We start from the raw sequence: 26,470 nt of genomic DNA, 5'->3' as shown, positions 1-26,470 counted from the left end.
AAAAGAGAATTCATGTGAGTGACTCTGTGCCTCCATTTGGCGTGTTGTTAGTAAACTTAGGTACGCCTGATTCACCAACTGCTGCTGATGTTAAAAAATTCCTAAAACAGTTTTTAAGTGACCCTCGCGTGGTCGATTTATCACCGTGGATCTGGAAGCCGATTTTAAACTGCATCATATTGAACACCCGCCCGTCAAAAGTCGCTAAACTCTATCAATCTATTTGGTGGGAAGATGGCTCGCCACTAATGGTGATAAGCCAGAAACAGCGCGATAAACTCAAGATGTTATTAAAAGAGACGCTTGGACAATCTATTCCTGTTGAATTAGGCATGAGTTATGGCAATCCATCACTGCAGACAGGCCTTGATAACTTAACGTCTCAAGGCGTTGATAAGGTTTTCGTTCTGCCGCTTTACGCTCAATATTCCTGCTCTACTGTTGCGCCGGTCTATGATGCGCTAGCCGAGCTATTAAAAGCTGAGCGTAATATCCCAGAAATGCGTATGAATAAGCAGTACTTTGATCATCCCGCCTATATCCAAGCCTTAGCGCAGTCGGTTAAAAACCATTGGCAGGCCAAAGGCCAGGCAGAAGTGTTATTGATGTCGTTTCATGGCGTACCGCTGCGCTACGTGACCGAAGGCGACCCTTATCAACAGCAATGCCAACGAACCGCTGAACTGTTGGCTGAACAACTTGAATTAACTGCAGAGCAATGGCGAGTTTGTTTTCAATCGCAATTTGGAAAAGAGCAATGGATCTCTCCAGCAACTGATCAGTTATTAGAGGACTTACCCAAGCAAGGGATAAAATCAGTGGATATTATGTGCCCAGCATTCTCTTGTGATTGCTTGGAAACACTCGAAGAGATCGCTGAAGAAGGCAAAGAGGCGTTTCTGTCTGCTGGTGGTGAACGTTACGAGTTTATTGCTTGTTTGAATGATTCAGAGCAACATATTCAACTATTAGCCCAAATTGTTCAAAAACAAACTCAAGGTTGGCATTAATTTCTGCTGTATTGGGTGATTTCAGCTAGCGAAAGAGGAGGGTTGTGGTAAAATCGCCCACCTTTTCGTGCATCTAGCCTTTTGAATCTATCTTATAGGCTTGGTTTTTGACTAGGCTATAACGTTGAAGACAAAATTTTTATCGCGTTAGTCGCTAGAAGTGCAGAGTTTGTTTATTCGAATTAGAATAAACAACTTGAGATAACTTACCCGTTTTAATTTATATTTTGCATGGATGCCGAATGAAAGAGAGCTCTATATGAAGTTTCCAGGTCAGCGTAAGTCTAAACACTATTTTCCCGTTAAAAATCGTGATCCTCTGCTTGCGCAGTTGATCCAACAGCCTCTGCCAATTTCAACCTACATCTCTGGTATCGATCAGACGCTTGTAGATATTGAGGCGAAAGTGGAAGATGAGCTATTGACTCGATATGAGTTACCTAAAGGCAACTCAACTTTAATCGATGATGATAGAGCACACGCGCTTTATACCGAGTTGAAACAACAAGAGCTTATCAGTGACGAGTTCGCGGGTGGCACCATTGGTAATACGGTTCATAACTATTCTATTTTAGCTGACGACCGCTCAGTACTGTTTGGCGTTATGAGCCAAAACATTGAAATTGGCAGTTATGCTTATCGTTACCTGTGTAATACCTCTTCTAAAGTCGATTTGAACTACCTTCAGCCAGTCGCTGGCCCAATTGGTCGTTGCTTCACGCTGATCTCTGAGTGCGGCGAGCGTACTTTTGCTATCAGCAAAGGCTCAATGGACAAAATGACGCCGGAATATATCGATAAAGAAGTGGTTCAAGGTGGCTCTGCGTTGATCTTAACCGCGTATTTGATGCGCGCAAGTGGTGACGATCAGATCACTGACGCGGCAATGACGGCGATTAACTATGCTAAAGAAGCTGAAGTGCCTGTGGTGTTAACGCTTGGTACGCGTTTCCTCATTGAAGAAGATCCTAAATGGTGGCAGGAGTTCATTAACGAACATGTGACCATTTTGGCGATGAATGAAGATGAAGGTGAAGCGTTAACTGGCTTTAGCGATCCACTGCAAGCCAGTGAAGCAGCGCTTGAGTGGTGTGACATGGTGTTAACAACGGCGGGTCCTTTAGGGCTTTATACCGCGGGTTACACTGAAGATTCTGAAAAGCGCGAAACCAGCCACACTCTGCTACCGGGCTCTATTCCAGAGTTTAACCGTTATGAGTTTTCACGTCCTAAATTAAAAGTAGATTGTGAATCACCATTAAAGGTGTACGCACATATTTCACCTTATATGGGCGGCCCAGAAATTATTCGTAATACTAACGGCGCCGGTGATGGTGCATTAGCGGCGCTATTGCATGATTTAGCGTCTAACACTTTCCATAAGACCAATGTGCCAGGTTCGAGCAAGCACAAGCGTGATGGCCTGTGTTATTCGTCGTTCTCGCAAATTTGTAAGTACGCAAACCGCGTTGCTTATGAAGTACTCGCGCAGCATAGCCCAAGACTTTCTCGCGGCTTACCAGAGCGTGAAGATAGCTTAGAAGAGTCGTACTGGGAAAGATAAGCACAGCGGCCTTTATGGCCTAATAGCGACATCTTTTTGAAAGGCATAACTTGGTTAATTCGAGTTATGCCTTTTTTGAATCTATCATTTTAATTTAAACAATTAATGATATGAGCGAATACATTAAGAATGTACCGGTAGACTGTATGGTTGGCGGCGTACCTTCGAGAGGATTAAAGAAACTCAATTCTACTGAGCAATCGCTGTAGCTAATGGGCCAGCATTGGCAATGCTATGCCGTAAAGGTTGCAACCTGACGAGTTAGCCAGTAAATAGAAAGTAAAAAGGCATCCATTAGGATTAATGCTATTCGGATAAGCCTATATCCCGCGATTCGATTAAAGGCTTACAATGAAAGAACCCAGCTTTCACTGGGTTCTTTGCTTTTAAACGTTTTAGAATATTAGCTAATTTCTCATTTTACGCTTAAACGATCGGCATTGATCCGTTAGGCTACCTTTTTAGGTTGAACGAATATGTTTATTTGTTCAACTTCATTTCTTCAGCGTGTACCTGAGCGTTAAAGCCTGGAGCGACTTTACCCGCTTGAGTATCGTTGAAGATGTCTTCATTAAACTCGTTTTCAGATTTGGCTATCACGACAGTCGCAACAGTATCACCAGTGACGTTAACCGCAGTACGGACCATATCAAGCAATCTATCCACACCAATAATCAATGCGATACCTTCAACAGGAAGGCCTACTTGGTTTAGTACCATAGCAAGCATGATTAGACCCACACCAGGCACACCAGCAGTACCGATAGAGGCAAGGGTTGCTGTTACCACAACCATAGCGTAATCGGTGATGGTTAGCTCGATACCAAATACTTGAGCAATAAAGACGGTTGCAACACCTTGCATAATTGCGGTGCCATCCATGTTAATGGTCGCACCTAGTGGCAAGGTGAAAGAGGCAATCTTATTGTCAACGCCCATACGGTGCTCTGCAGTCTCAATCGTCACAGGCAATGTGGCATTTGAACTTGCCGTACTGAAGGCAAATAGCTGTACGTCGCGGATTTTACGGATAAAGGTGAATGGATTAAGTCCCGAGAATACTTTAAGCAACACAGGGTAAACAACAAACGCATGGATAAGTAATACGCCAAGTACTACGAAGAAGTATTTAACCACGCTACCAAAGGTTTCCATGCCCAGTGTTAGAGCAAGTTTTGCCATCAAGGCAAACACACCATATGGAGCAAGCTGCATGATTAGCGTAACAACACGCATGATCACTTCGTTAAGGTCGTTAAACAGCGCTGCAACACGTGCGCCACGCTCGCCAATATGCGAGATAGCAAAACCGAAGATCACCGCAAATATGATGATCTGCAGCATATTACCTTCACTCATTGCATGCAGTGGGTTAGTGGGGACAAGGTTAATCAGTACATCTGAAAGGCTTGGTGCCTGTTTGACATCAAACTGCATGCCTTCAGTGACCATACTGGCGTTACCTGGGTGGACTGCAATAGCCACTAAAATGGCCATTGAAAGTGCAATCGCAGTGGTAAACAAGTAAAACGCGATGGTTTTGCCACCGAGTCGACCCACTTTAGAAGGCTCACTCAGTGAACAAGTACCACAGACTAATGAAACAAAAACAAGAGGAACAACAAGCATTTTTAAGCTTGAGATAAAGATGGTACCGATTACATTGAGCACACCCTCTGTGATGTACTCTTTGACAAAGTCACTCTCTGGAAACAGATTGCGTAATAACAGCCCGAGAATAATACCGGTAAACATACCGATAATAATTTTACTCGTTAAGCCGAGTTTTTTGGTTTTCGTAGCAGACATAGTGCTTCCTGTATAATTTTTATGCTTTTCAATTTGCGTCATAAAGCCTAGCAAGAAAGTGTCACCGAGGAAATGGGGTAAAAGTTAAGTTTTGCAGGGTTCTTGCAAATAAATAGATGTTTATTGTGGGAAAGTTATGGGAAAATTGTGTAATGTGAGTTGCTAGGTAGCTTGATAGTTATCAAAAATAATAATCTGAGTAACAGGGAGTCTGACAATGAAGTCAGCTTATAGCATTTTTATTGCTTTTATATGGTCGTTTATTCTCGTTGGTTGTAGTGGGGGAGGAAGTATTTCTGAAGACGGAGACGGTGGTACTAGTCCTGACCCAACGACAATTTCAATAGCGTTAAGTACTACTAATTCACTTATTTCGGTTGCAGAAAATGCGCAGATAACAGCTAAAGTGACCGATTCAAATGGAGCAGCGGTCAGCACGTTAGTTTCGTTTTCATTGAATAATGTAACCTACGGCTCTTTCGATCCAGCTACAGGTGAAGTCTCAACGGATGCTGAAGGCAATGCCGTCGTCACTTTAAGCACGGCCTCTATTAGTACAGGCGCCACGGTCACTGCAACCACTTCTACTGGAGAAACTGCCAGTATTAATGTGACTATGGTTGGTGATGGCGGTGACGCGGGGAATGGTGCATCGGTTGCCATTAGCTTAGTTGATGAAAATGGTCAGCCTACTTCAGGGATCAGTAGTTTATCACCTGGTTTCTTGGTCGCTACCGTTACTGGGCTTTCTAAAGAAACTATTGTGACTTTTACGACAAGTCGTGGTGAAATTCCTATTAATACAGCCGTTACTGAAGATGGAAAAGCGTCGGTACAAATTTTGGCAGGTGCAGAACCAGGAGCTGCTAATGCAATAGTGACATTATTATCTGGTGAAACGGCTAATTTGCCGTTTACGATTGGGGCAACCAACGTCCTTATGGGGAGCGGCACACCGTTTGAATCAGGTGTTGCATCAATTACCCCTGTGAGCGTCTCTGCTGGTGGTACAGCAAGTATCTCGGTCATCTTGCAAGATGATCAGGGCAAGTTATTCACTGAGCCTGCTGAAGTTATTTTTTCTTCTATCTGCTCAGCTAAAGCAACACCAGAAGCTGAAATTAGCTCACCAGTTATTGCCGTTAATGGCGTTGCAACCAGTACCTACCTTGCAAAAGGTTGTGTTGGGGAAGATAGCGTAAATGTGAGTGCTAACGTCGGTGGTAAAGCACTAACAGCATCTGCTAAGTTGACAGTACTACCAGCAAGTGTAGGCAGCATCTATTTTGTTGAAGCATTACCTGAAAATATTCGTTTAAAAGGCACAGGCGGTTCAGAAGCCTCAACTGTTAAGTTTAAAGTACTTGATCGTAATGGTATTCCGGTTACTAATCAGCAAGTAAACTTCTCACTAAATACTGAAACTGGTGGAATAAAAATCAGTCCTCTCGATGCTAAAACTGACGCTAATGGCATTGCTCGGACAGTAGTCAACTCCGGTACTATAGCAACATCGGTCAGAGTGACAGCTGTTGTTGACGGGAAAACACCTGAAATATCAAGTCAGTCAAATTTACTGGTGATTTCAACAGGTTTACCGGATCAAGATAGTTTCTCTTTATCGGTTGATAATGCGAGCCCTGAAGCTTGGGATTACGATGGGACTGAAGTTAATGTCACAGCAAGACTGGCCGATGCCTTTAACAACCCTGTACCTGATGGAACTGCGGTATCGTTCACGACTGAAGGTGGTTCAATTGACCCATCTTGCATAACGTTAAAGGGGACTTGCTCTGTAAAGTGGACTAGTCAAAACCCAAGACCAACAGGTGCAATACTCGATAGTGCTCCCTCGCTAACGCCAAAGTTGGGCCAGCCCTATGGCGGTCGCGTCACTATTCTTGCAACAGCTATCGGTGAAGAGTCATTCCCTGATACCAATGGTAATGGACGTTTTGATGCTGCCGAAGTTTCGGACTTTGAAACCAAGCCAAACGTCTCAGGTAATAGCTATGATCTGGCTGAAGCATTTGTTGATCATAACGAAGACACTGTCTATAACCCTGAAACGACAGGAGAAGACGGTGGTGATTTAGAAACCTTTGCTGACTTTAACAATAATAGTGTATTCGATGCTGCTGATGGTCTATATAACGGCAGTTTATGTGCACTTGATGTAAATGGTACGGGGCATTCAGGTTGTTCAACGGCAAATAAATCATTAAATGTCAGAGCCAGTGCTGTTATCGTTATGGCGGGTAGCCATGCATATTCATCGGCTCCTGTCATTTCAGATAGCTGTACCGATATAGCTGGTGAAGCCGACCCATGTGATGGTCTAAACGATAATAACACTCTCGATATTTTTGGTAAGTCGACAGGTGGAGTATCAATTATCGTCAGTGATTTGCATAATCAGCCGTTACCATCTGGCACAACTTTGACCTTTAAGCCATCAGTTGGTAGCTTGGCAAGTAAAGGCACATTTACTATTGCCTCTACTAATAAAAATGGTGCTTTGTCATACAGTGTAGTGATTAAGGGCGCTGATGACCCGGAATCAGGGACATTAGTTATAGAAGCTGTAACGCCTAAAGGCGATTTAACTCTGATTGCTACAATACCTATGACTATTCATTAATGAATTATCACTATTAACTGTCAACTTATTTCAGGACGGGACAGATAGTATTAGCTAACAAGCCTTGCAATCGCAGGGCTTTTTTTTAGCTGAAATCATGATTTCTATGTTGTAGGTTTTTACCTGTAGGGTTCATAGATAATGGTAAGATCTATTAGTCGTTGATGTGTCTTATGTCATAAAGCACAGATGTAAAATTTTTGCTCAATATGAATGTTATTAGCGGGTAATTGAATGAACAGCTAAATGCACGCAAAAAAAACCACCAATTTTAATGGTGGTTATTTATGTTTAAAGTTAAAGCTGAAGCTGAAGCTTATCTCTGGAACTGATAAATACTACCTAGTTGCATAATCTGTGTTAGTTCATCGAGTGCTGTGCGGGACTCAATGATAAGCTGCGGATCGGCTAAGTCTTCAACGAGTAAGCGGTCACGATAATGCTTATCAACCCACTGATTTAAGCGTGTGAATAATCCATCGTTCATCAAGGTGTGCTGGTTTACTGCGGCAACTTCGTCTTGATTCATGGCAACACGAAGGCGTAAGCAGGCTGGGCCACCGCCATTTTGCATGCTCTGCTTAACGTCAAAGTAAAGCACTTGCTTAATCGGCGTATCAAGAGTGACAAGTTCGTTAAGGTAAGCGAAAACCGCTGGGTTCTCTTGACAGTTAGTTGGCGCAATAATTGCCATTTCACCTGAAGGTAAGGTAACGACTTGGGTATTGAACAGATAACTCTTTACGGCATCTTGAATAGCAACCTTTGAGGTTGGTACTTCAACAAAGTACAGCGCAGAGTCACCAAATTTGCGCTTAATCTCAGTGAGCTTTTGCTGAGTATTTAAAAACGCCTGCTCATGGTAGAACAACACGTTTTGGTTGCCGACGGCAATCACATCGTTGTGAAATACACCTTGGTCAATCACATCCGGGTTTTGCTGAATATAAACTGTGCCATCATCATCTAATTGGTGTAGGCGGGCGACAGCTTGCGACGCTTCTAGTGTTTGACGAGCGGGGAATTTTTGTGGCCTAGGTGCTGATGGGTTCGTGGCTTCTTGACCATAAACAAATAACTCTACACCAGCATGTCCGTACTCATCGCAAAGACGAGTATGGTTAGCAGCCCCTTCATCACCAAAGCTGGCATGTTCTGGCAGATGTTGGTGATGTTTGAAATAACGGCTATCGTTAAACGTAGCTTGGAGTATATTGCCCGTTGTAATGGGTTCAATGCTGCGGTGAAGCTTGTCGACAAGGTTCGCAGGGGTGAAATGGAGTTTACCGTCGTGTGTGTCTGCGCTTGGAGAGACTGTGGCGGCATTAGCAGTCCACATACTTGATGCACTGCAGCAAGCTCGTAGTAGCGCTGGGGCGTCTTTTGCTGCTTTAGAGAGGATCGCTGCATCTGTGCCTGTAAAACCGATTCTACGAAGCGTGTGTAGGTCTGGGCGTTCTTGAGGTGCAAGCATTCCTTGAACTAAACCGAGATCAGCGAGGGCCTTTGCTTTTTTGAGCCCTTGCTTCGCGGCATCTTTTGGGCTTGAGGTTGCAGCGGCGTTATTTAATGAGGCGACGTTACCAAATGATAAACCAGCGTAATTATGCGTTGGCCCAACGAGTCCGTCGAAATTCGCTTCAAAATGCTTCATTCTTTATCCTTAAGGGTATCTCAGGTTGTAATATCTTTTCTGAGTTGTAATTATTGTGGTCAGTATACTGAAGCGTGAGTGCCACACAAGCGAACGATAATTGACAAAAATGCTGAATTTGAATCGAAATGCACAACTAATACTTGCTTGATGACTAATAATGAAATATTAGTTTTTAAATACGCACTAATTTTTTTCACATTTATTTCAAAAACGGTTAAAAATTGATACTCCAGTACAAATAAAAGAGGGATTAGCTTGAAACTCTGTACACAACCCTCTATATATGGAGCCAAATTTCCGATTTTTGAGACTCGTTGGCGCAAAGTAATCTATGGGTAAATCGCTAGTAATCGTCGAATCACCGGCCAAAGCCAAGACTATTAATAAATATCTAGGCAAAGATTTCATCGTTAAGTCGAGTGTAGGTCACATCCGTGATCTGCCTACATCATCGAGTTCAGACGCTAAAGTTGTCAGTAAGACAGCAGCTGAAGTTAAGAAGATGTCTCCAGAGGAGAAGGCTGAGTATAAGAGCTTAAAAGCGAAGCAAGCATTAGTTGCGCGCATGGGGGTAGACCCGGAAAAAGGCTGGAAAGCCAATTATCAAACCTTACCCGGCAAAGAAAAAGTCGTTAAGGAACTTCAAACTCTGGCAGCGTCTGCTGACCACATCTATCTCGCAACCGATTTGGATAGAGAGGGAGAGGCAATTGCTTGGCATCTACAGCAAGTAATCGGTGGTGATGAGTCTCGCTATCAACGCGTGGTATTTAACGAAATTACCAAGTCAGCGATTCAAGATGCATTTAGCCAACCATCAGTGCTTGATACCAATATGGTCAATGCACAGCAAGCACGTCGATTCTTAGACCGTGTTGTTGGTTTTATGGCATCACCACTATTGTGGAAAAAAGTGGCACGTGGTTTATCTGCTGGCCGTGTACAGTCTGTGGCTGTTCGCCTAGTGGTTGAGCGTGAAAGCGAAATTAAAGCATTTGTGCCAGAAGAGTTTTGGGACGTGCATGCTGAGCTAAATACTTTGACGGACGACTTGTTGAAAATGCAGGTAGTCAAGTTCCAAGGTAAAGCATTTAGCCCAGTGAATGAAACCCAAGCACAAACTGCGGTTAGTCAGCTGTCTCAGTCAAGCTTTGTGGTGGCAGCTCGTGAAGATAGAGCTACATCAAGTAAGCCGTCTGCGCCATATATTACTTCAACGTTACAACAAGCTGCGAGTACGCGTTTAGGTTATGGCGTTAAGAAGACCATGATGATGGCTCAACGTTTGTATGAAGCGGGCCATATTACTTATATGCGTACCGACTCGACAAATTTAAGCCAAGAAGCGTTAGAGAATGTGCGCGACATGATTGGTAAAGAATATGGCGATAAGTATCTGCCAGAATCTCCAATTCGTTATGGTAGCAAAGAAGGCGCTCAAGAGGCTCACGAAGCGATTCGTCCTTCAAATGTAAAAGTTAGCGCGGCATCTTTGTCTGACATGGAGCGAGACGCTCAGCGCCTTTACGAGCTTATTTGGCGTCAGTTTGTGTCTTGTCAGATGACTCCTGCAAAATACGATGCCACTCGTTTGACCGTTAAAGCCGGTGAATATGAGCTAAAAGCGACGGGTCGTACTTTGCGTTTTGATGGTTGGACTCGCGTTCAAACTGCTGTCAAAAAGAAAAACGAAGAAGATAACACCTTGCCATACGTGGCAGAAGGCGATGCTGTTAAGCTTAAAGAGTTACTGCCTAAGCAGCACTTCACTAAACCAGCAGCACGTTTCAGTGAAGCTTCTCTTGTTAAAGAGTTAGAAAAGCGCGGTATTGGTCGTCCATCAACCTACGCAACGATTATTTCAACCATTCAAGACCGTGGTTATGTGAAAGTTGAAAACCGTCGTTTCTACGCTGAGAAGATGGGTGAAATTGTTAGTGACAGTTTAGTCGGTAGTTTTGAAGATCTGATGAGCTATGATTTCACTGCAAGCATGGAGCAAACATTAGATGATGTCGCTCAAGGTAAGCTTGAGTGGAAAAAAGTCCTTGATGGTTTTTATAAAGACTTCACTAAACAGCTAGAGCTTGCTGAATTGCCACCAGAAGAGGGCGGTATGCGCCCGAACGAAATGGTGATCACTGACGACATTAAGTGTCCGACTTGTGGTCGTCCTATGGGTATTCGTACCGGTACAACGGGCGTGTTCTTAGGCTGTTCAGGTTACGCATTACCACCAAAAGAGCGTTGTAAGACGACCTTGAACTTAACGCCAGGCGAAGAAGCGATAAGTGAAGGTGGTGAAGATGCTGAAACGGAAGCGCTGCGTGCTAAACATCGTTGTGGTATTTGTGGTACAGCCATGGATAGCTACTTAATCGATGAAAAGCGTAAGCTACATGTGTGTGGTAACAACCCTACGTGTGAAGGTTACGAAGTCGAAGCGGGTCAGTTTAAGATCAAAGGTTACGAAGGTCCGATTATCGAGTGCGATCGCTGTGGCAACGATATGGAGCTTAAAAACGGTCGTTTTGGTAAGTACTTTGGTTGTACTAATTCTGAGTGTAAGAATACCCGTAAACTGCTCAAGAGTGGCGAAGCGGCGCCGCCTAAAGAAGATCCTATTCACTTACCAGAGCTTAAATGTACTAAGTCGGATGCATACTTTGTATTGCGAGACGGTGCAGCAGGTATTTTCCTGGCTGCGAGTACCTTCCCTAAATCACGAGAGACACGTGGTCCGTTAGTGGAAGAGCTGATTAAGTATCGTGAGCTACTATGGCCTAAGTATCAGTATCTAGCCGATGCGCCTGTGGCAGATGATGACGGTAACTTAGCATCAGTGCGCTTTAGTCGTAAGACCAAAGAGCAGTATGTCGCAACAGATGTTGATGGTAAGGCTACAGGCTGGTCATCTAAGTTTGTTGATGGCAAGTGGGTTACAGAGGCAAAAGCTAAGGCTAAGGCTAAGCCTAAGCCTAAGGCCAAAGCTAAACCAAAAGCTAAGGCGAAAAAAGCTGAGTAATTTGTTTTATAAGCCGTAAAAAAGCCCCGTATTATCGGGGCTTTTTTGTATTTATAGATTATATGCTTACAGGTTAATGATGCTGTTGCCATCAGTTAACGGCCGCTATCATCCCATTCAAAAATGCTTAGCTTTACCACTTCTTCTTCGGTTGGAACAACACATCAATATCATCGTCATCACCTTTGGCTTTACTGGCTACCGGGTGAGCGATTTTCTGGGCGCCAGTGATCTCCTCAAGCATGGCTTTAGCTTCTTCAACTTTACGGGCAATAAACGGGTCATTGGGAGTTTGTGCCTTGATCGTATGCAAGGTAGCGAGTGCCTTTGTCACCATTTGCTTAGCTGAACCATATTGCTTCATAAAACAAGCTGCACGGCCTCTTCCAAGCATGGAGTCGACGTTAATGCGTAGTTGCAAGCTATCGATTCGGATCTCTTCTTGGCTGAAAACGCTAGGCTCAACTTTTCCCTTGCTGTGTTCGGCTCGAAGAATCGCTTTCATCTTCTTTAGAGTCTGTACCAGAGTGAGTATTTGCCTATCATTATCAGGTAAGCGAAATAGCTCAATAGCTGGGGCGGTTTTTGGGCTGGTTTGCAGCGCCTGTACCTGAGTACGAACATCGATAAGACGACGCTCATAATCGTTACTTTGGTTTGCGGCAAGGGGAAGCGCAGTAGACAAGGCGTCTTCGACTCTTCGATAAAGGACTAAGAGAATACCTGAAGAGCAGGGGATAAGGCCTGTATTAGATAAAACTTCTTCAGTTTCATCTATCACTGCACGTTGACGAGCAAGCTCTATGCGCCTTTCAGCTTCAACACGGGCTTTTTGTTGCTGAATGATGCTAATACCTATTACTAGAAGTAATAGAGCGCCGAGCAAAACCAAGACTGAAGCAAATATCATACTGAAACCAATAAATTTACAATTCGGTTAATGCTACTATAAATCAACATTCTAGGGTAGTAATCTTCATCATGGTTTCTATATAAGTCCTTCGCAGAGATCGACAATTATGGTATATTCCATTTGATTTAATTATTGCGTTGTACTATAACCAATAATTATAGTAAATGCGTCATTACTTATTTACTAGACAGGTACTGAGCCTGCCCATTGGAAGGATAAAAGATGAAGTTGCAGCAACTTAGATATATTGCAGAGGTCGTAAATCACAATCTCAATGTTTCTGCTACAGCGGAAAATCTGTACACATCTCAGCCCGGTATAAGTAAACAGGTACGAATGCTTGAAGATGAGCTTGGGATCCAGATTTTTGGCCGTAGCGGCAAACACCTCACTCATGTGACTCCTGCGGGACTACAGGTGATAAACATTGCTAATGATATTCTTGGCAAGGTTGAAAGCATCAAGAAAGTGGCAGAAGAGTACACTAAGCCAGATCAAGGTGAGCTGAATATTGCCACTACAGATACGCAAGCGCGTTATGCGCTGCCGCATATCATTCAAGGTTTTATTGACCGCTATCCAAAAGTTAATTTGCATATGCATCAAGGTACGCCGTCACAGATAAGCGAGTTGGCCGCTAGAGGCGACGCTGATTTCGCTATCGCGACAGAAGCTATGCATCTGTACAGTGATTTAATCATGCTGCCTTGCTATCACTGGAATCGCTCTATTGTGGTGAAGCGTGATCACCCTCTGGCGTCCAGAAGCAATATTAGCATTGAAGATCTTGCGCGTTTTCCGCTGGTCACCTACGTGTTTGGGTTTGACCGCGCATCTGAAATCGAAAAATCGTTTAACCGCGCCGGACTTGAACCTAGAGTTGTATTTAGTGCCACGAGTGCCGATGTACTTAAAACCTACGTCAGACTGGGTCTTGGTGTCGGCGTGATTGCTTCAATGGCAATTGATGAGCATATGGATAAAGATCTTGTCGCCATCGATGCAAGTCATCTGTTTGCCCATAGCACGACAAAGATTGGCTTTAGAAAAGGTAATTTCTTACGTACTTATATGTATGATTTTATCGAGCATTTTGCGCCGCATTTGACTCGAACCGTTGTAGAACAAGCGGTAGCGTTAAGAGATGCGCAGCAGATAGAAGCGATGTTCAAAGATATTGAGCTTCCAGTTCGCTAATAATACGTTCGCTAACCAATAAAAAACCTCGCTTAAAGCGAGGTTTTTTGTTTTTAGACGCACAGCGATTAAGCCATACAAAAAGCCGTGATTAACACTCTACAATATTAACCGCTAGACCGCCTTTAGCAGTTTCTTTGTATTTGCTGCGCATATCTTTACCGGTATCCATCATGGTCTTAATCACTTTATCGAGTGATACCTTATGGTTACCGTCGCCGCGCATCGCCATGCGAGAGGCGTTAATCGCTTTAACTGCACCCATGGCATTACGCTCAATACAAGGTACTTGTACAAGGCCGCCAACGGGATCGCAGGTTAGCCCTAGGTTATGCTCCATACCTATTTCAGCGGCGTTCTCAACATGTTCTACAGTGCCGCCCATGATTTCTGTCAGTGCAGCTGCAGCCATTGAGCAAGCTACGCCAACCTCACCCTGACAGCCGACTTCAGCGCCAGAGATCGACGCATTCTTCTTATACAGAATACCAATCGCTGCGGCAGTAAGTAGGTAGCGTGAACAAACATCTCTGTCAACTTCTTGCACAAACATGTCGTAATAACAGAGTACAGCCGGAATGATCCCCGCTGCGCCATTGGTGGGAGCGGTGACAACACGATCGCCAGCGGCATTTTGCTCGTTAACTGAAAGTGCAAATAGGTCTACCCAATCCATCGCTGTGAGTGGGTCAACACAGTTTTTCCCTTCCGCTTTTAAACGACGGTAAAGTGAAGGTGCACGGCGTCTAAGCTTTAGCCCTCCAGGCAGTATGCCTTCTTTATGGTAGCCACGCTCAACACAGGTCTTCATGGTTTCCCAAATTTGCCATAATTGCTCATGAATATCGTCAGCATCGGCAATGCTCAGTTCATTGGCCATCATGAGTGATGAAATGCTAAAGCCATTTTCGGTGCAAAGGGCTAATAATTGCTGCGCAGAGTTAAAGTCAAATGGGGCTGCTTTGATAGGCGCGGCAGGTGATGCATCTTGGGCTTTAATTTCATCTTCATCGAGAATAAAACCGCCGCCTACAGAGTAGTAAGTACGCTCATAAATACATTTGCCTTCTTTATATGCATATAAAGTCATAGCATTGGCGTGAGCGGGGAGGCTCTTGCGTCTATGATAAGTTATGCCGTTTGCACGTGTAAAAATGACATTACGACCAGAGGCAAGGAGTAAGTGTTCATTGTCACTGACTTGCTCTAGGATGGCATCGATTCGGTCGGTATCGACCGTATCAGGGGCTTCACCCATAAGGCCTAAAATCACTGCTTTACCGGTACCGTGACCTTTACCCGTTTGACCTAAAGAGCCGAACAGCTCAGAACGTAACTCATCAACGCTGTCGAGTAACCCTAATGTTTGCAGTTGTTCGATAAATATATTGCCGGCTTTCATTGGGCCCACAGTATGAGAACTTGACGGCCCGATGCCGATTTTGAACATGTCGAATACACTAATCATGCTAAACCTTTATTGCTCTAGTCGTTATAATAATTACCAATTCGCTAAGATAGAACTGAATGGAGGAATGACTCTATTCTTGATATATTTCATTTATTCAGCGTGTAGAAACGATGCTTGATGTTAATCTTAGTTGCTTGAATTCATTGGTGCGAAAAAGTATCCCATACTTTAGCTTTTTCTCTACCATTAGTTTTTTTGTATGCAATTTTTAAACATTAGATAAACTAATTGTACATTGTTAACAATATTTTCATTTTTTAGTCTGTCACTTTTATTAATAATTGTTGTTTAACAGTCATTTATTGGGAATTTTGTTATGTGCTTAAGGCTAGGGCTATTACAGACCTACTTAAGCTTTAGCGTCATCGGGATTAAAATTTAGAGGGTTATATGAGTTATTTGATGTTAGATATCGAGTCCACAGAGCTAAGTGCTGCTGAATTAGCACAATTAGCGCATCCTATGATAGGTGGATTGATTCTATTTAGTCGTAATTATGTCGACCGTGCCCAGTTAGTTACGCTTATTCAATCAATTCGAGCTGTACGCCCTGACATTGTTATCGCTGTCGATCATGAGGGCGGGCGAGTGCAGCGTTTTCGTGAAGGTTTTACTGTTCTACCTGCAATGGGGGATATTTTACCCGCGGCCAAAGGCGATATGGCACAAGCTAAAGCGTGGGCTACGGAGCTAGGTTATCTCATGGCCATTGAATTGTTAGCCGTTGATATCGATTTGAGCTTTGCACCGGTACTGGATTTGAACGGGGTGAGCCAAGTGATCGGCACTCGAAGCTTTAGCCCTAATAAGGCTGAGGTGGTCGAACTTGCGGGGGCCTTTATTGATGGTATGGAGCAAGCGGGTATGTGCGCGGTAGGAAAACATTTTCCTGGCCATGGCAGCGTCGAAGCCGACTCTCATATTGCTAAGCCAGTTGATGAGCGCACCAAAGATGAGATTTTTGCTAATGACATGCAGCCATTTAAGGCGTTAATCGGAAAGAATCGATTACAAGGCATTATGCCAGCGCATGTTATTTATTCTAAAGTGGATAGCCAGCCTGCGGGCTTCTCTTCATTTTGGTTACAAGGTGTCTTGCGCCAGCAGTTAACCTTCAACGGGGTGATTTTCTCTGATGATCTCGGGATGAAGGGCGCCGCAGTCGCTGGCGGATACACGGCAAGGGCACAGGCTGCAATTGATGCGGGCTGCAACATGATTTTAGTCTGTAACGATAGCGATGGCGCGACAGAGGTACTTAAAGGTGTTCAGTGGCCGAGTGATGATAAGGGGTTAAGTGCTAATTTATTAAAACCTAACGCTAAACAAGTCGCTAAAGCGCTTGAAGATCATGAGCGCTGGGAGCACGCTAAGTCTATTGCTAAAAGTTTGATTTAGCGCAACACAAAGGTAACCATTGCTTGATAGGTTGGCTAACATTAATGATGAATAAATTATTTTGGGGGATACAATGATCCTTTATCTTCATGGGTTTGATGCTACAAGCCCAGGTAATCATGACAAGATGCGTCAACTGCAATTTATTGACGATGATGTACGTTTAGTCAGTTATAGCACCCAGCATCCCAAAAACGATATGCAGCATTTACTGAATGAAGTGAGTAAACAAATCGCATCGTCTGATGATGAGTCACCGTTAATTATTGGTGTTGGTTTAGGCGGATATTGGGCTGAGCGGATTGGTTTTCTAAATGGGGTTAAGTCGGTACTCATTAATCCAAACCTAATGCCTCAAGAGAACATGGTCGGCAATATTGATAGGCCTGAAGAGTACAGCGATATCGCTAATAAGTGTGTGAAGGATTTTCGCGGTTTAAACGCGGGTAAGTCACTGTGTATTTTAGCAAGGCAAGATGAGGTTAACGACAATTCACAAGTCGAGTCGACGCTAAAGGATTATTACGCTATTGCGTGGGATGAAGAGCAGCGGCATAAATTCGTATCACTGGCTGGACAGCTAAACCGAATTAAAGAGTTTAAAGGCCAACTTTAGGCTAGTTTTAGGGTTAGGATCGAAGTCCAATAAAACCACTTATAGCAAGCTTGCTATAAGTGGTTTTTTATGGGTATTTTTTGCCCAATGCAGGGCTTTGGGTTATCTTATTGATAAGTTAAATCCTTGATTAACCCAATCAGTATAAAGAGTTCAGTACAAAGATTTTAACGCCCATCTAAGGAATAGACTATGAAGCGTGTCATGATTAACGTGAAGGGAAAGGTGCAAGGGGTTTCCTATCGACAAAGTACACTGGTGCAGGCCAACGCGCTTGGCGTGACTGGATACGTGAGTAACCTTAGTGATGGTTCGGTGCAGATCTTAGCCCAAGGTGGCTACCCTGCCGTCGACAAACTGATTAGCTGGTGCCACATTGGGGCACCCATGTCACGAGTCTCTGAGGTTATTGTCGAAGAGGATGAGGCAGATGAGATCTACCTCGACTTTTCAATTATTCAGCTTTAAAAAGTGGATAGAGGCATTGCAGCAGTGTCTGTGCTCGTTTCTACGACACTAGCAGTAGGTTGCTCCATTTTTCTTATCTGAATGATCATGCCCATTTTGGGGTGGTCAAAGTAATGCACCTCGTCACTGCGTACCCTGCGGTTTTGTAGCATAGGGATAGAGTAAAGGTAAGGTGTTGTTACCTCTTGAGGCGTTGTTGCTGCTATTCCTGCTTCTATTTCATTAGCCGATGCGCGGAGTTCATTTTTAGCCACTAAAACGGTTTTGCTGCCTGGCTCGCGTAATCTAAAATCAGTTTCGATAAACAGATAGTGCTGTAGATAGATATTAATGGTGCCGTCAAATTTCCATACGGGTTTGTTTGCATCGGCAGTAAATTGTGACCCCATAAAGTCGAAGTTGCCAAACTCAGAGGCTGCCCCCGATGCTTTAATTGGCTGCCCGCTGAACTCATACTCTTCAGAATAGTCATGTCCAGAGTAAAGTCTTACTGGTACGGCGCGATTACGCGGTAGCATTGATTGCTGCCAAGTCATGTGTAACAGGCTGTGGGTGCCTTTTTCGCGAGAAATTGTCGCCATAATATCGCTAAATTGACTTTGGCTTTGAGCTAATAGCACTGCGCCATCACCTAAATGTGCCACAGCAGGCTTTGCTGCTGCTATCTGCATCGGCACATCGGCCAAGGCTTTATGGTTTGCGCTGCTCATTTGTTCATTGCAGTTTACGCTGTCGGTGGCCCAATCAGTCGACGAACAGCCATTAAGCCCCATACTCACAGCAGTTAAGTCTGTACTGACCATCGGCGTGATAAAGTCGACTGTTTTGCGGCTACGTGTTTCAGTGGCTTTTGTTGGCCACTGCTCTACGCTGGGTACATCGCGTTCGAAGATATAGACTTCGACCTCAAACCAGCGCTCTTCTGCAGCAAATACACTTGCGGGTAGGCTGGATAAGAGGCTAACAGCTAAAGCTGCGCTTAGCTTGTTTTTAGATAGTCCTAACACGATTATTCTCCAAGACGATGTTGAAACAGCTGCTCAATTAACAGTTTCAGTAATGCGAGCCTGTCTTTAGCTGTTTCAGAAGGCATAGTAAATTTTAGCTTATTGGGCCCGTCCATTCGATATACTTGGGGCTGAGTTTGCAGTAAGCCGATGATAAAGGTTGGGTCAACCTTATTATTGTCACCAAACTCTATACTACCACCTTTAGCATGCATTTCGATTTTTCTTAGGCCTAACTGTGTGGCTAAGTGCTTATAAAGTGTCATTTCCATCAAGTTTTTAGTGGCGTCGGGTAACATACCGAAACGGTCAATTAACTCGACTTTTAATTCATCAAGGGCTTTAGCCGTTTCACTGTTGGCAATGCGTTTATACAAAGATAAACGCATGTTGACGTCACCGACATAATCTTCTGGCAATAGCGCAGGAATACGCAGCTCAATTTCACATTGATGACGCAGCATCTGGTTAAGTGAGGGCTCTTTACCTTGTTTTAGTGACTTAACCGCATCCTCTAGCATCTCCATGTAGAGGGTAAAACCAATCTTAGAAATATGGCCACTTTGTTCGTCACCAAGCAGCTCACCCGCACCGCGAATTTCTAAATCTTGGGTTGCAAGCATAAAGCCTGCACCGAGATCCTCTAATGCGCCAATAGCTTCAAGACGTTTACGGGCATCTTTTGTCATTCGTTTTGGATGAGGCGTCATCAAATAAGCATAGGCTTGGTGATGTGAGCGTCCTACACGGCCGCGAAGTTGATGCAGCTGCGCCAAACCAAAATTGTCAGCACGTTCAATGACAATGGTATTGGCAGAGGGCACATCAATACCCGTTTCAATGATGGTGGTGCACACCAATACGTTAAAGCGTTGATGATAAAAATCAGACATCACCCGCTCAAGTTCACGCTCTCGCATCTGACCATGGGCGGTAACGACTCGCGCTTCAGGTAAGAGTTCACTGATTTCAGCTGCGCGTTTTTCAATGGTTTCAACACTGTTATGCAAGAAGTAAACTTGGCCACCTCTTAAGATCTCACGCAGCAATGCCTCGCGAATGGTGGCTTCATCATATTCTCTGACAAAGGTTTTTACTGCGAGTCGTTTGGCTGGCGGCGTGGCGATAATTGACAAGTCGCGCATGCCAGACATGGCCATATTCAATGTTCGCGGAATAGGGGTTGCTGTTAGGGTTAAGATATCGACATTGGCTCGTAACGCCTTAATCTTCTCTTTTTGTCTGACACCAAAACGGTGCTCTTCATCAATGACTAACAAGCCCAAGTTTTCAAACTTAGCCTCAGATTGTAATAATTTGTGGGTACCAATAACGATATCGACTTTGCCATTGAGCAAATCTTTCATTACCTGAGTTTGCTCTTTTGCCGTTTTAAAGCGAGACATCACTTCAATTTTGAAAGGCCAATCAGCAAAGCGGTCTTTAAAGTTCTCATAATGCTGCTGGGCTAGCAGAGTCGTGGGCACTAAAATGGCGACCTGTTTGCCATCATTGACGGCAACAAAGGCGGCTCGCATAGCCACTTCAGTCTTACCAAATCCCACATCACCGCAAACGAGTCTGTCCATCGCTGTTGGTGAGCGCATATCTTCAAGTACCGCATTAATTGAGGTCTCTTGATCAACGGTTTCTTCATACGGAAAACTGTTAGCAAACTGAGCATATTCTTCTTGGTCGATGTGGCAAGCTTCACCAGGACGTGCTTGCCTGCGGGCATACACATCAAGCAGCTCAGCAGCGACATCACGAATCTTCTCAACCGCTTTTTTCTTCGCTTTCGCCCAAGTTTCGTTACCGAGTTTATTCAGCGAAGCTTCTTCGTCGGGGCCTACACTGTAGCGACTAATGAGGTGCAAGGATGACACTGGCACATAGAGTTTATCGCCGCCTGAATATTCAAGCACTAGGTACTCGGCAACGAGGCCGCCCGTGTCTAATGTTTCTAGACCTTGATAGCGCGCTACACCATGATCTAAGTGAACAATCGGTTGTCCTACTTTGAGCTCGGCGAGGTTCTTAACCAGTGCGTCAGAGCTTATTTGGCGCTGTTTATCACGACGGCGTCGCTGTGATATACGTTGACCAAAGAGTTCTGTTTCGCAAATTAAACTAAATTTACCGCCTGTTTTCTTTTCAACGATGCAGCCTTGCGCTAGCGGTGAAACAATCAGCCCAAGTTTTGTCTTGCTGGCAACAAACTCATCGAAGTGGCTAAATAGCTTTGGCTTGATATCAATCTTAGCGAGCAGCTCTAACAAGGCTTCACGGCGGCCTTCTGATTCAGCACTAAATAACAGGCGATCGCCCTGTGCGACGTATTTTTCAAGCTCAGTTAATGGTTGCTTGAGTTTATGATTGGCGGTGACATCTGGTAGCTTGCTGACTTTACCTTGAAGAGCTGTGCCAGTATAAGTTTCATTTTTAAGGCCAAAGCGGGGAAGGGCCTTAAAAGAGGAAAAAATCTGTTCAGTAAGAAGATACAGCTCTTGTGGTGCTAACAAGGGTCTTAATGGATCGACGCGTCTATCTTGATAACGCGCTTCAACCTCATTAAGGTGCGACTGAGTGGCAGACTCAATGTCTCCCACTGTGACTAATTGGGTATTGTCCGGTAAATAGTCAAAAAGAGTGGCTGTCTCATCAAAAAACAGCGGTAGATAGTTTTCAATACCAGCAGGCATGGTTTTCTTGCTGACCATTTGGTAAATCGAACCCGGCTCTTTGACTAAGACTTCAAAGCGGCGGCGATATCTTTGTCTAAAGCCTTCAATGGCCGCGTCATCGGTTGGGAACTCTTTTGCAGGCAGTAAGCGGATCGCATTGATCTCTTTACTTGAACGCTGAGTCTCTGGGTCAAAATTGCGGATAGTTTCCACTTCATCATCAAACAGTTCGATTCGATAAGGCTGGCTCGAGCCCATAGGAAAAATATCGATGATAGAGCCGCGCACGGCAAATTCACCATGCTCATAAACCTGCTCAACCACATGGTAACCGGTATTAATTAACTGTTCGCGCACATCTAAAAGACGATATTTATCGCCTTTTTCTAGCATCAGCACATTGCCAGTGAGAAATGATTGCGGCGGTAAGCGCACCATTAAGGTGGTAACCGGCACAATGACAATACTTTGCTGAGCTTGAGGGATCCGAGATAGCGCTTCGAGTCGCTGAGACACCAGATCTTGATGTGGCGAAAAGCTGTCGTAAGGCAGTGTTTCTCTGTCAGGGAACAGCCAGATCGGTATTGATTGCTCACTGAGTAAGTAACTTAGCTCAGCTTCTAGGCCGATAGCATTAGGCGTATCGGCGGTCACAACCAAGGTTACTCCATGGTGCTGCTTCGCAATATTGGCGATGGTTAGCGCTTGGGCTGCGCCGCTAAGTGTACACAGCGTTTGTGCCAATTTGGCACTCTTGACAGCTGGTGGAGTCAATACGGAAAAAGCATTCATTAAGGCGAGGAAACAAGTCCATTAGCAGTAAAGTTGCTAAGTATTGTAGAGGCTTGTCTCAACTCATGCCAGTGAAAATTATGTTTGTCTTAGCGGGCTAACTTGCGCAGTTTTAGTTGCCTCTGCTGTATGCTTAAGCTGGCTTTCACCAGTTGTTCTACATCACTGTCTTGGATCACACTGAAGGTTAGTTCGCAGGCATACTGGGCTGCGCTAGCTTGTGAGGCGGTTTCAGAATTAACTTGTGGATCAGCTTCAAGCAAGGTGCAGCTTTTCACTTTTGCAAGGCATAGAAGGGCCACGAGCTCCTCTTTGATGTGTAATGTCACTTGAAACATTTGCCCAAGTTCAATTGGCGCAGCACTAACAAGGGTAATGCCACTACCACCGAAATGACTGCCGGTATAGCGAGTTCCCTCATATTCCTCTTTGGCCATGACGTGTTGCAATACCATGTCAATTTTTCGAGACTGCAACTTTAAAAATTCCACCACCGTTTTTGCTTCATCATCGAGGTGGCGCAGTTGTATAAGGCAATCTGATTCAAGGGCTTTAACATCGCTAATCAACTGCAGGCTGGTAGGCAGCATCATGCCAAGTTGCGCTGGTGATGGCAGTGGTTTAGCACTATCCCAAGGACTCAAATAGACATCAAATGGATGATTAATACTAAAATAGGCTGTAGAGTCGGTTAACAAGGCTTTTGCCTCTTGTTTTTAGGGGGCTAATACACCTATTATCGTGCGCATCTTTATGATTTAGCAAGGTTAGACACGCAAATGTCTTAGTATTTGAGCAGTATTGAAAAGATATTGAGGAAATATTAAGGTTTTTTGTGAAGCGCTGGGGATCTGTTATTCCATTTGAATGGGGGCTAGCCAGTTAATTACCGTGGCTATTGAGCTCAGCTTAAGTCGATTATATTTGGGTTTTTTAATGAATTTTTCATTATCGTTTTATATTGGTTATCGCTACTGGCGAGCGCGTAAATCCAATGCATTTGCATCATTTATCACCATCTTTGCTGTCTCTGGGATTTTACTTGGTGTCGCGGCATTGATTGTGGTCAGCTCAGTCATGAATGGCCTAGAAGGTCAACTTAAACAGCGGATCTTAGGCGCAGTGCCGCAATTAACTGTGCATTCGCAAACAGCGATTGTTGATTGGCCAGAGCAAGTCATCAAGCTGAGCGAACTTCCCGGTGTGATTGGGGCTACCCCCAGTATTTCAACTCAAGCCATGGTGCAATCGCCGAGTAATATAGGCGCCGCGCAGGTTTATGGGATCTATCCTGAGCAAGAAAAAAGCTTACTTAATACCACAAAACAGGTTTATTCCGGTGATTTTGACGCACTAGAATCTGGAAAATACCGCATCATCCTAGGTGCAGAGCTAGCCCGAATGCTCGATGTTGCTCCCGGCGATAAAATTCGAGTGTTGAGCGGCGATGGTGTGGTGTATACGCCACTGGGGCCCGTGCCAAGCCAGCGTAAATTTACTGTGGCCGGTGTTTTTGAAATGGGTTCACAAGTCGATGCGACCCTTGCCTATGTTCATCATGATGACGCGCAGCGTTTGATGAGACAAAAAGCGGGTGAAATTAAAGAGCTGCGTTTGTATTTAGATGATCCCTTTAACGCCGCAAAAATGGCGCCTCAAGTGATTAACCAATTTGCCACGCCCGTGACGACAACAGATTGGCGAGATACCTACGGACATTTATTCGGGGCGGTAAAGATGGAAAAGAACATGATGTCTTTAATGCTCAGTCTTATTATCGCCGTTGCTGCATTTAATATTGTTTCTGCCTTGGTGATGATGGTGGTTGATAAAACCACTGACGTTGCGGTTCTCAAAACACAAGGTTTAACCACATCGAACGTGATGGGGATTTTTATGATCCAAGGCTCACTTAACGCGATTATTGGTTTGATATCAGGCGTTGCTGTTGGTGTATTGTTAACCTTGAACCTCAATATGATTACTCAGCTTTTAGGGATCTCTATCTTGGGAGCCGGGCAAAATTTGCCGGTGCAATTAGAGCTGAGTCAATTAACCTGGATTGTGGTTGGTACATTAGTGATAACACTGGTAGCCACCGTTTACCCAGCAATTAGAGCAGCTAATGTGCAGCCTGCTACCGCGCTTAGGTATGAGTAAGCAAACATACGAGTAAGCGGCGATATGAATAAGAACAGAATAAGTAACAATAGCGAGTTAACAATGAATCAAGAATTATTGCTACAAGTCAGTGGTGTCAGCAAGCGTTATCAAGAAGGCTCTGTCGATACTGAGGTTTTGCATAATGTTGACTTACAAGTATTTAAAGGTGAGCAACTGGCTATTGTCGGCAGCTCTGGCTCGGGTAAAAGTACCTTGCTACATATAATGGGGACGCTTGATAGCCCGACCAGCGGCACCGTCACTATGCTTGGAGAGGACCTGTATAAGTTATCGAGTCAGCGCCAAGCCAAGATCCGAAATAAAAATTTAGGCTTTATTTATCAATTTCATCATCTATTACCTGAGTTTACTGCGCTTGAAAATGTGTCTATGCCTGCGTTAATTCAAGGTCAACGTCGTAAACAGGTTGAAGCCAAAGCCAAGTCATTGCTCGAGCGGGTGGGGTTAGGGCATAGGTTAAGCCATACTCCGGCAGAAATGTCCGGTGGTGAGCGTCAACGGGTAGCAATTGCCAGAGCCTTGATTAACGATCCTAAGTTAGTGCTCGCAGACGAGCCAACCGGTAATCTCGATGCTAATAGCGGCGAAGCCGTATATGAGCTTATCACTGAACTTGCTGCGCAGCTGGGCACTGCATTTGTTGTGGTGACTCATGATCAAAGCCTCGCGGCAAGAATGGATAGGCAGCTGCATATGAAGGATGGCCGCTTGGTGCAAGCCGAGGAATTCACTGCATGAGAAGTCTGTTAGCTATGTGGGTTGGCTGGCGCTTCTATTTAGCGCGTCAGTCAAATCGGTTTATTAACTTTATCTCGTTTGCTTCAACGGCGGGGATCGCGCTCGGGGTAACCGTGCTTATCGTGGTTTTATCGGCGATGAACGGCTTTGAAAAAGAGTTAGAGCATCGCTTATTAGGCGTGGTGTCACATGGTGAGTTAATTGGTGTCAATGAGCCCATCCATCAGTGGCAATCAATTGTCAGTGATGCCAATAAAGTGCCGGGGATCACTGCCGCCGCGCCGTTTGTGCGTATGCAGGGCTTAGTGCAAAAAGTCGGTGGTTTTCAAGGGTTAACAGTACTGGGTATTGATATCGAAACCGAATCGAAAGTATCAAATATTCAGCAATTTATGTCAGCTAAGAGCTGGCAGAGCCTAAGTGAGCAAAACAGCAATAATATCGTTTTAGGTAAAGGTTTAGCCAAGAGTTTAGATTTAAAAGTAGGTCAGTCATTAAGCTTGTATATGCCTAATATCAATGGCCAGTCACAAAGTAAGATTGGCGCGGCTAAAAGTCATCGCTTTGTGGTTTCGGGCATTTTTGAACTTGGCGGTGAGCTAGATATGACCACAGCCTATATCCCGATGCAATATGCCGCCAAGACCTTGAATTTAGGTGACAGTGTTTCGGGCGTGCGTATTAAAGTTGATGACGTATTTGCAGCGCCAAGATTGATAAGAGATTTAGGTTATAGTCAGCAGCAATATGTGTATATTTCTGACTGGACTCGTACTCAAGGCCATTTATACCAAGATATCCAGCTAGTGCGTATGGTGATGTATCTGGTGCTTGCGTTAGTGATTGCGGTGGCGTGTTTTAATATTGTGTCGACCTTAGTAATGGCGGTGCGAGATAAACAATCTGAAATTGCTATCTTACTCACCATGGGCATGAGAAAAGCATCAATCATGCTGATCTTTATTGTACAAGGCGCCTTTAATGGCATTTTGGGCTGTGCCATTGGCGGCGTATTAGGGGTCATGATCTCACTTAACTTAAGCGCTATAGCACGTACGATAGAATCGGTATTAGGCGTTCAGCTGTTATCGGCGGATGTGTATTTTATTGATTTCTTACCCTCTGAACTAAAAAGCGGTGATGTGGTAACGGTTGTCTGTTTAGCCTTTATAATGAGTGTTATTGCAACCTTATATCCCGCATGGAAAGCGAGCCAAACTCCGCCAGCAAGAGCCTTGGCTGGTAGGTAATACTGATTATCAGCTCTATAAAGACAAAAATAACGCCAGCAGATGC

The 26,470-nt window shown here is 44.4% G+C and carries 18 protein-coding genes; 11 read left to right on the top strand and 7 right to left on the bottom strand.

Annotated elements, in window-relative coordinates:
* The first annotated feature begins 14 nt into the window (after positions 1 to 14).
* Together hemH and ACVBIO_RS08330 are read left to right on the top strand one after the other, a co-directional pair.
* Positions 15 to 1,010, top strand: coding sequence for a ferrochelatase (gene hemH / locus ACVBIO_RS08335; RefSeq protein ID WP_447172387.1), 996 nt, complete (start codon positions 15 to 17; stop codon positions 1,008 to 1,010).
* A 259-nt stretch (positions 1,011 to 1,269) separates the two neighbouring features.
* Positions 1,270 to 2,574, top strand: coding sequence for an inosine/guanosine kinase (locus tag ACVBIO_RS08330; protein WP_447162079.1), 1,305 nt, complete (start codon positions 1,270 to 1,272; stop codon positions 2,572 to 2,574).
* 480 nt (positions 2,575 to 3,054) lie between these two features.
* On the opposite strand, the gene ACVBIO_RS08325 is transcribed toward ACVBIO_RS08330, so the two are convergent.
* Entirely contained in the window at positions 3,055 to 4,383 is a 1,329-nt protein-coding gene (locus ACVBIO_RS08325) for a dicarboxylate/amino acid:cation symporter (RefSeq protein ID WP_447163422.1), read from the bottom strand.
* Positions 4,384 to 4,600: 217 nt separating this feature from the next.
* On the opposite strand from ACVBIO_RS08325, the gene ACVBIO_RS08320 reads away from it, so the two are divergent.
* The gene (locus tag ACVBIO_RS08320) at positions 4,601 to 7,024 is read left to right on the top strand and encodes an Ig-like domain-containing protein (protein WP_447172386.1); all 2,424 of its coding nucleotides are present in this window, start codon (positions 4,601 to 4,603) and stop codon (positions 7,022 to 7,024) included.
* A gap of 316 nt (positions 7,025 to 7,340) precedes the next feature.
* On the opposite strand, the gene astB is transcribed toward ACVBIO_RS08320, so the two are convergent.
* On the bottom strand, positions 7,341 to 8,678 hold the full coding sequence (astB, locus tag ACVBIO_RS08315) for an N-succinylarginine dihydrolase (protein WP_447172385.1): 1,338 nt from the start codon (positions 8,676 to 8,678) through the stop codon (positions 7,341 to 7,343).
* A 334-nt stretch (positions 8,679 to 9,012) separates the two neighbouring features.
* Here astB and topA point away from each other — a divergent pair, with 334 nt between their 5' ends.
* Positions 9,013 to 11,706 (top strand): type I DNA topoisomerase, encoded by a 2,694-nt coding sequence (topA, locus tag ACVBIO_RS08310; RefSeq protein WP_447172384.1) that lies wholly within the window; start codon positions 9,013 to 9,015, stop codon positions 11,704 to 11,706.
* 133 nt (positions 11,707 to 11,839) lie between these two features.
* On the opposite strand, the gene ACVBIO_RS08305 is transcribed toward topA, so the two are convergent.
* Positions 11,840 to 12,616: a hypothetical protein gene (locus ACVBIO_RS08305; RefSeq protein ID WP_447162619.1), complete on the bottom strand. Its 777-nt coding sequence runs from the start codon at positions 12,614 to 12,616 to the stop codon at positions 11,840 to 11,842.
* A 225-nt stretch (positions 12,617 to 12,841) separates the two neighbouring features.
* Between ACVBIO_RS08305 and cysB the strand changes: the two genes are divergently transcribed.
* Complete coding sequence (gene cysB, locus ACVBIO_RS08300) at positions 12,842 to 13,816, top strand: HTH-type transcriptional regulator CysB (RefSeq protein ID WP_447162620.1); 975 nt, start codon at positions 12,842 to 12,844, stop codon at positions 13,814 to 13,816.
* Between the two features lie 91 nt (positions 13,817 to 13,907).
* Here the strand turns inward: cysB and ACVBIO_RS08295 are convergent, their stop codons facing one another.
* Entirely contained in the window at positions 13,908 to 15,284 is a 1,377-nt protein-coding gene (locus ACVBIO_RS08295) for an L-serine ammonia-lyase (protein ID WP_447162621.1), read from the bottom strand.
* 393 nt (positions 15,285 to 15,677) lie between these two features.
* Between ACVBIO_RS08295 and nagZ the strand changes: the two genes are divergently transcribed.
* The 3 genes from nagZ (at position 15,678) to ACVBIO_RS08280 (ending at position 17,769) form a co-directional block, all read left to right on the top strand.
* Complete coding sequence (gene nagZ, locus ACVBIO_RS08290; RefSeq protein ID WP_447169901.1) at positions 15,678 to 16,685, top strand: beta-N-acetylhexosaminidase; 1,008 nt, start codon at positions 15,678 to 15,680, stop codon at positions 16,683 to 16,685.
* A gap of 73 nt (positions 16,686 to 16,758) precedes the next feature.
* Positions 16,759 to 17,301 carry an alpha/beta hydrolase YcfP gene (ycfP, locus tag ACVBIO_RS08285; RefSeq protein ID WP_447163417.1) on the top strand — a complete coding sequence of 181 codons (543 nt, stop codon included), beginning with the start codon at positions 16,759 to 16,761 and terminating at the stop codon, positions 17,299 to 17,301.
* A gap of 192 nt (positions 17,302 to 17,493) precedes the next feature.
* Positions 17,494 to 17,769: an acylphosphatase gene (locus ACVBIO_RS08280; protein WP_447162624.1), complete on the top strand. Its 276-nt coding sequence runs from the start codon at positions 17,494 to 17,496 to the stop codon at positions 17,767 to 17,769.
* Here the strand turns inward: ACVBIO_RS08280 and ACVBIO_RS08275 are convergent.
* The 3 genes from ACVBIO_RS08275 to ACVBIO_RS08265 form a co-directional block, all read right to left on the bottom strand.
* Entirely contained in the window at positions 17,766 to 18,776 is a 1,011-nt protein-coding gene (locus ACVBIO_RS08275) for a peptidoglycan binding protein CsiV (protein WP_447162625.1), read from the bottom strand. The genes ACVBIO_RS08280 and ACVBIO_RS08275 overlap by 4 nt on opposite strands.
* 2 nt (positions 18,777 to 18,778) lie before the next feature.
* A complete protein-coding gene (mfd, locus tag ACVBIO_RS08270) occupies positions 18,779 to 22,252 on the bottom strand; it encodes a transcription-repair coupling factor (RefSeq protein WP_447172383.1) in 3,474 nt (1,157 codons plus the stop codon).
* 89 nt (positions 22,253 to 22,341) lie between these two features.
* Positions 22,342 to 22,950 carry a hypothetical protein gene (locus ACVBIO_RS08265; protein ID WP_447162627.1) on the bottom strand — a complete coding sequence of 203 codons (609 nt, stop codon included), beginning with the start codon at positions 22,948 to 22,950 and terminating at the stop codon, positions 22,342 to 22,344.
* Positions 22,951 to 23,188: 238 nt separating this feature from the next.
* Here ACVBIO_RS08265 and ACVBIO_RS08260 point away from each other — a divergent pair, with 238 nt between their 5' ends.
* The 3 genes from ACVBIO_RS08260 to lolE all read left to right on the top strand — a co-directional run bounded on the left by ACVBIO_RS08260 (position 23,189) and on the right by lolE (position 26,424).
* The gene (locus ACVBIO_RS08260) at positions 23,189 to 24,412 is read left to right on the top strand and encodes a lipoprotein-releasing ABC transporter permease subunit (RefSeq protein WP_447162628.1); all 1,224 of its coding nucleotides are present in this window, start codon (positions 23,189 to 23,191) and stop codon (positions 24,410 to 24,412) included.
* 63 nt (positions 24,413 to 24,475) lie between these two features.
* Positions 24,476 to 25,174, top strand: coding sequence for a lipoprotein-releasing ABC transporter ATP-binding protein LolD (lolD, locus tag ACVBIO_RS08255; protein ID WP_447172382.1), 699 nt, complete (start codon positions 24,476 to 24,478; stop codon positions 25,172 to 25,174).
* Positions 25,171 to 26,424 carry a lipoprotein-releasing ABC transporter permease subunit LolE gene (gene lolE / locus ACVBIO_RS08250; protein ID WP_447172381.1) on the top strand — a complete coding sequence of 418 codons (1,254 nt, stop codon included), beginning with the start codon at positions 25,171 to 25,173 and terminating at the stop codon, positions 26,422 to 26,424. Before lolD ends, lolE begins: the two co-directional genes overlap by 4 nt.
* The last annotated feature ends 46 nt before the right edge of the window (positions 26,425 to 26,470 follow it).

It is taken from the genome of Shewanella sp. 0m-8 (genome assembly GCF_052977265.1).
The sequence above is the reverse complement of the archived record's forward strand: the minus strand, read 5'-3'. Positions and strand labels throughout refer to the sequence as shown.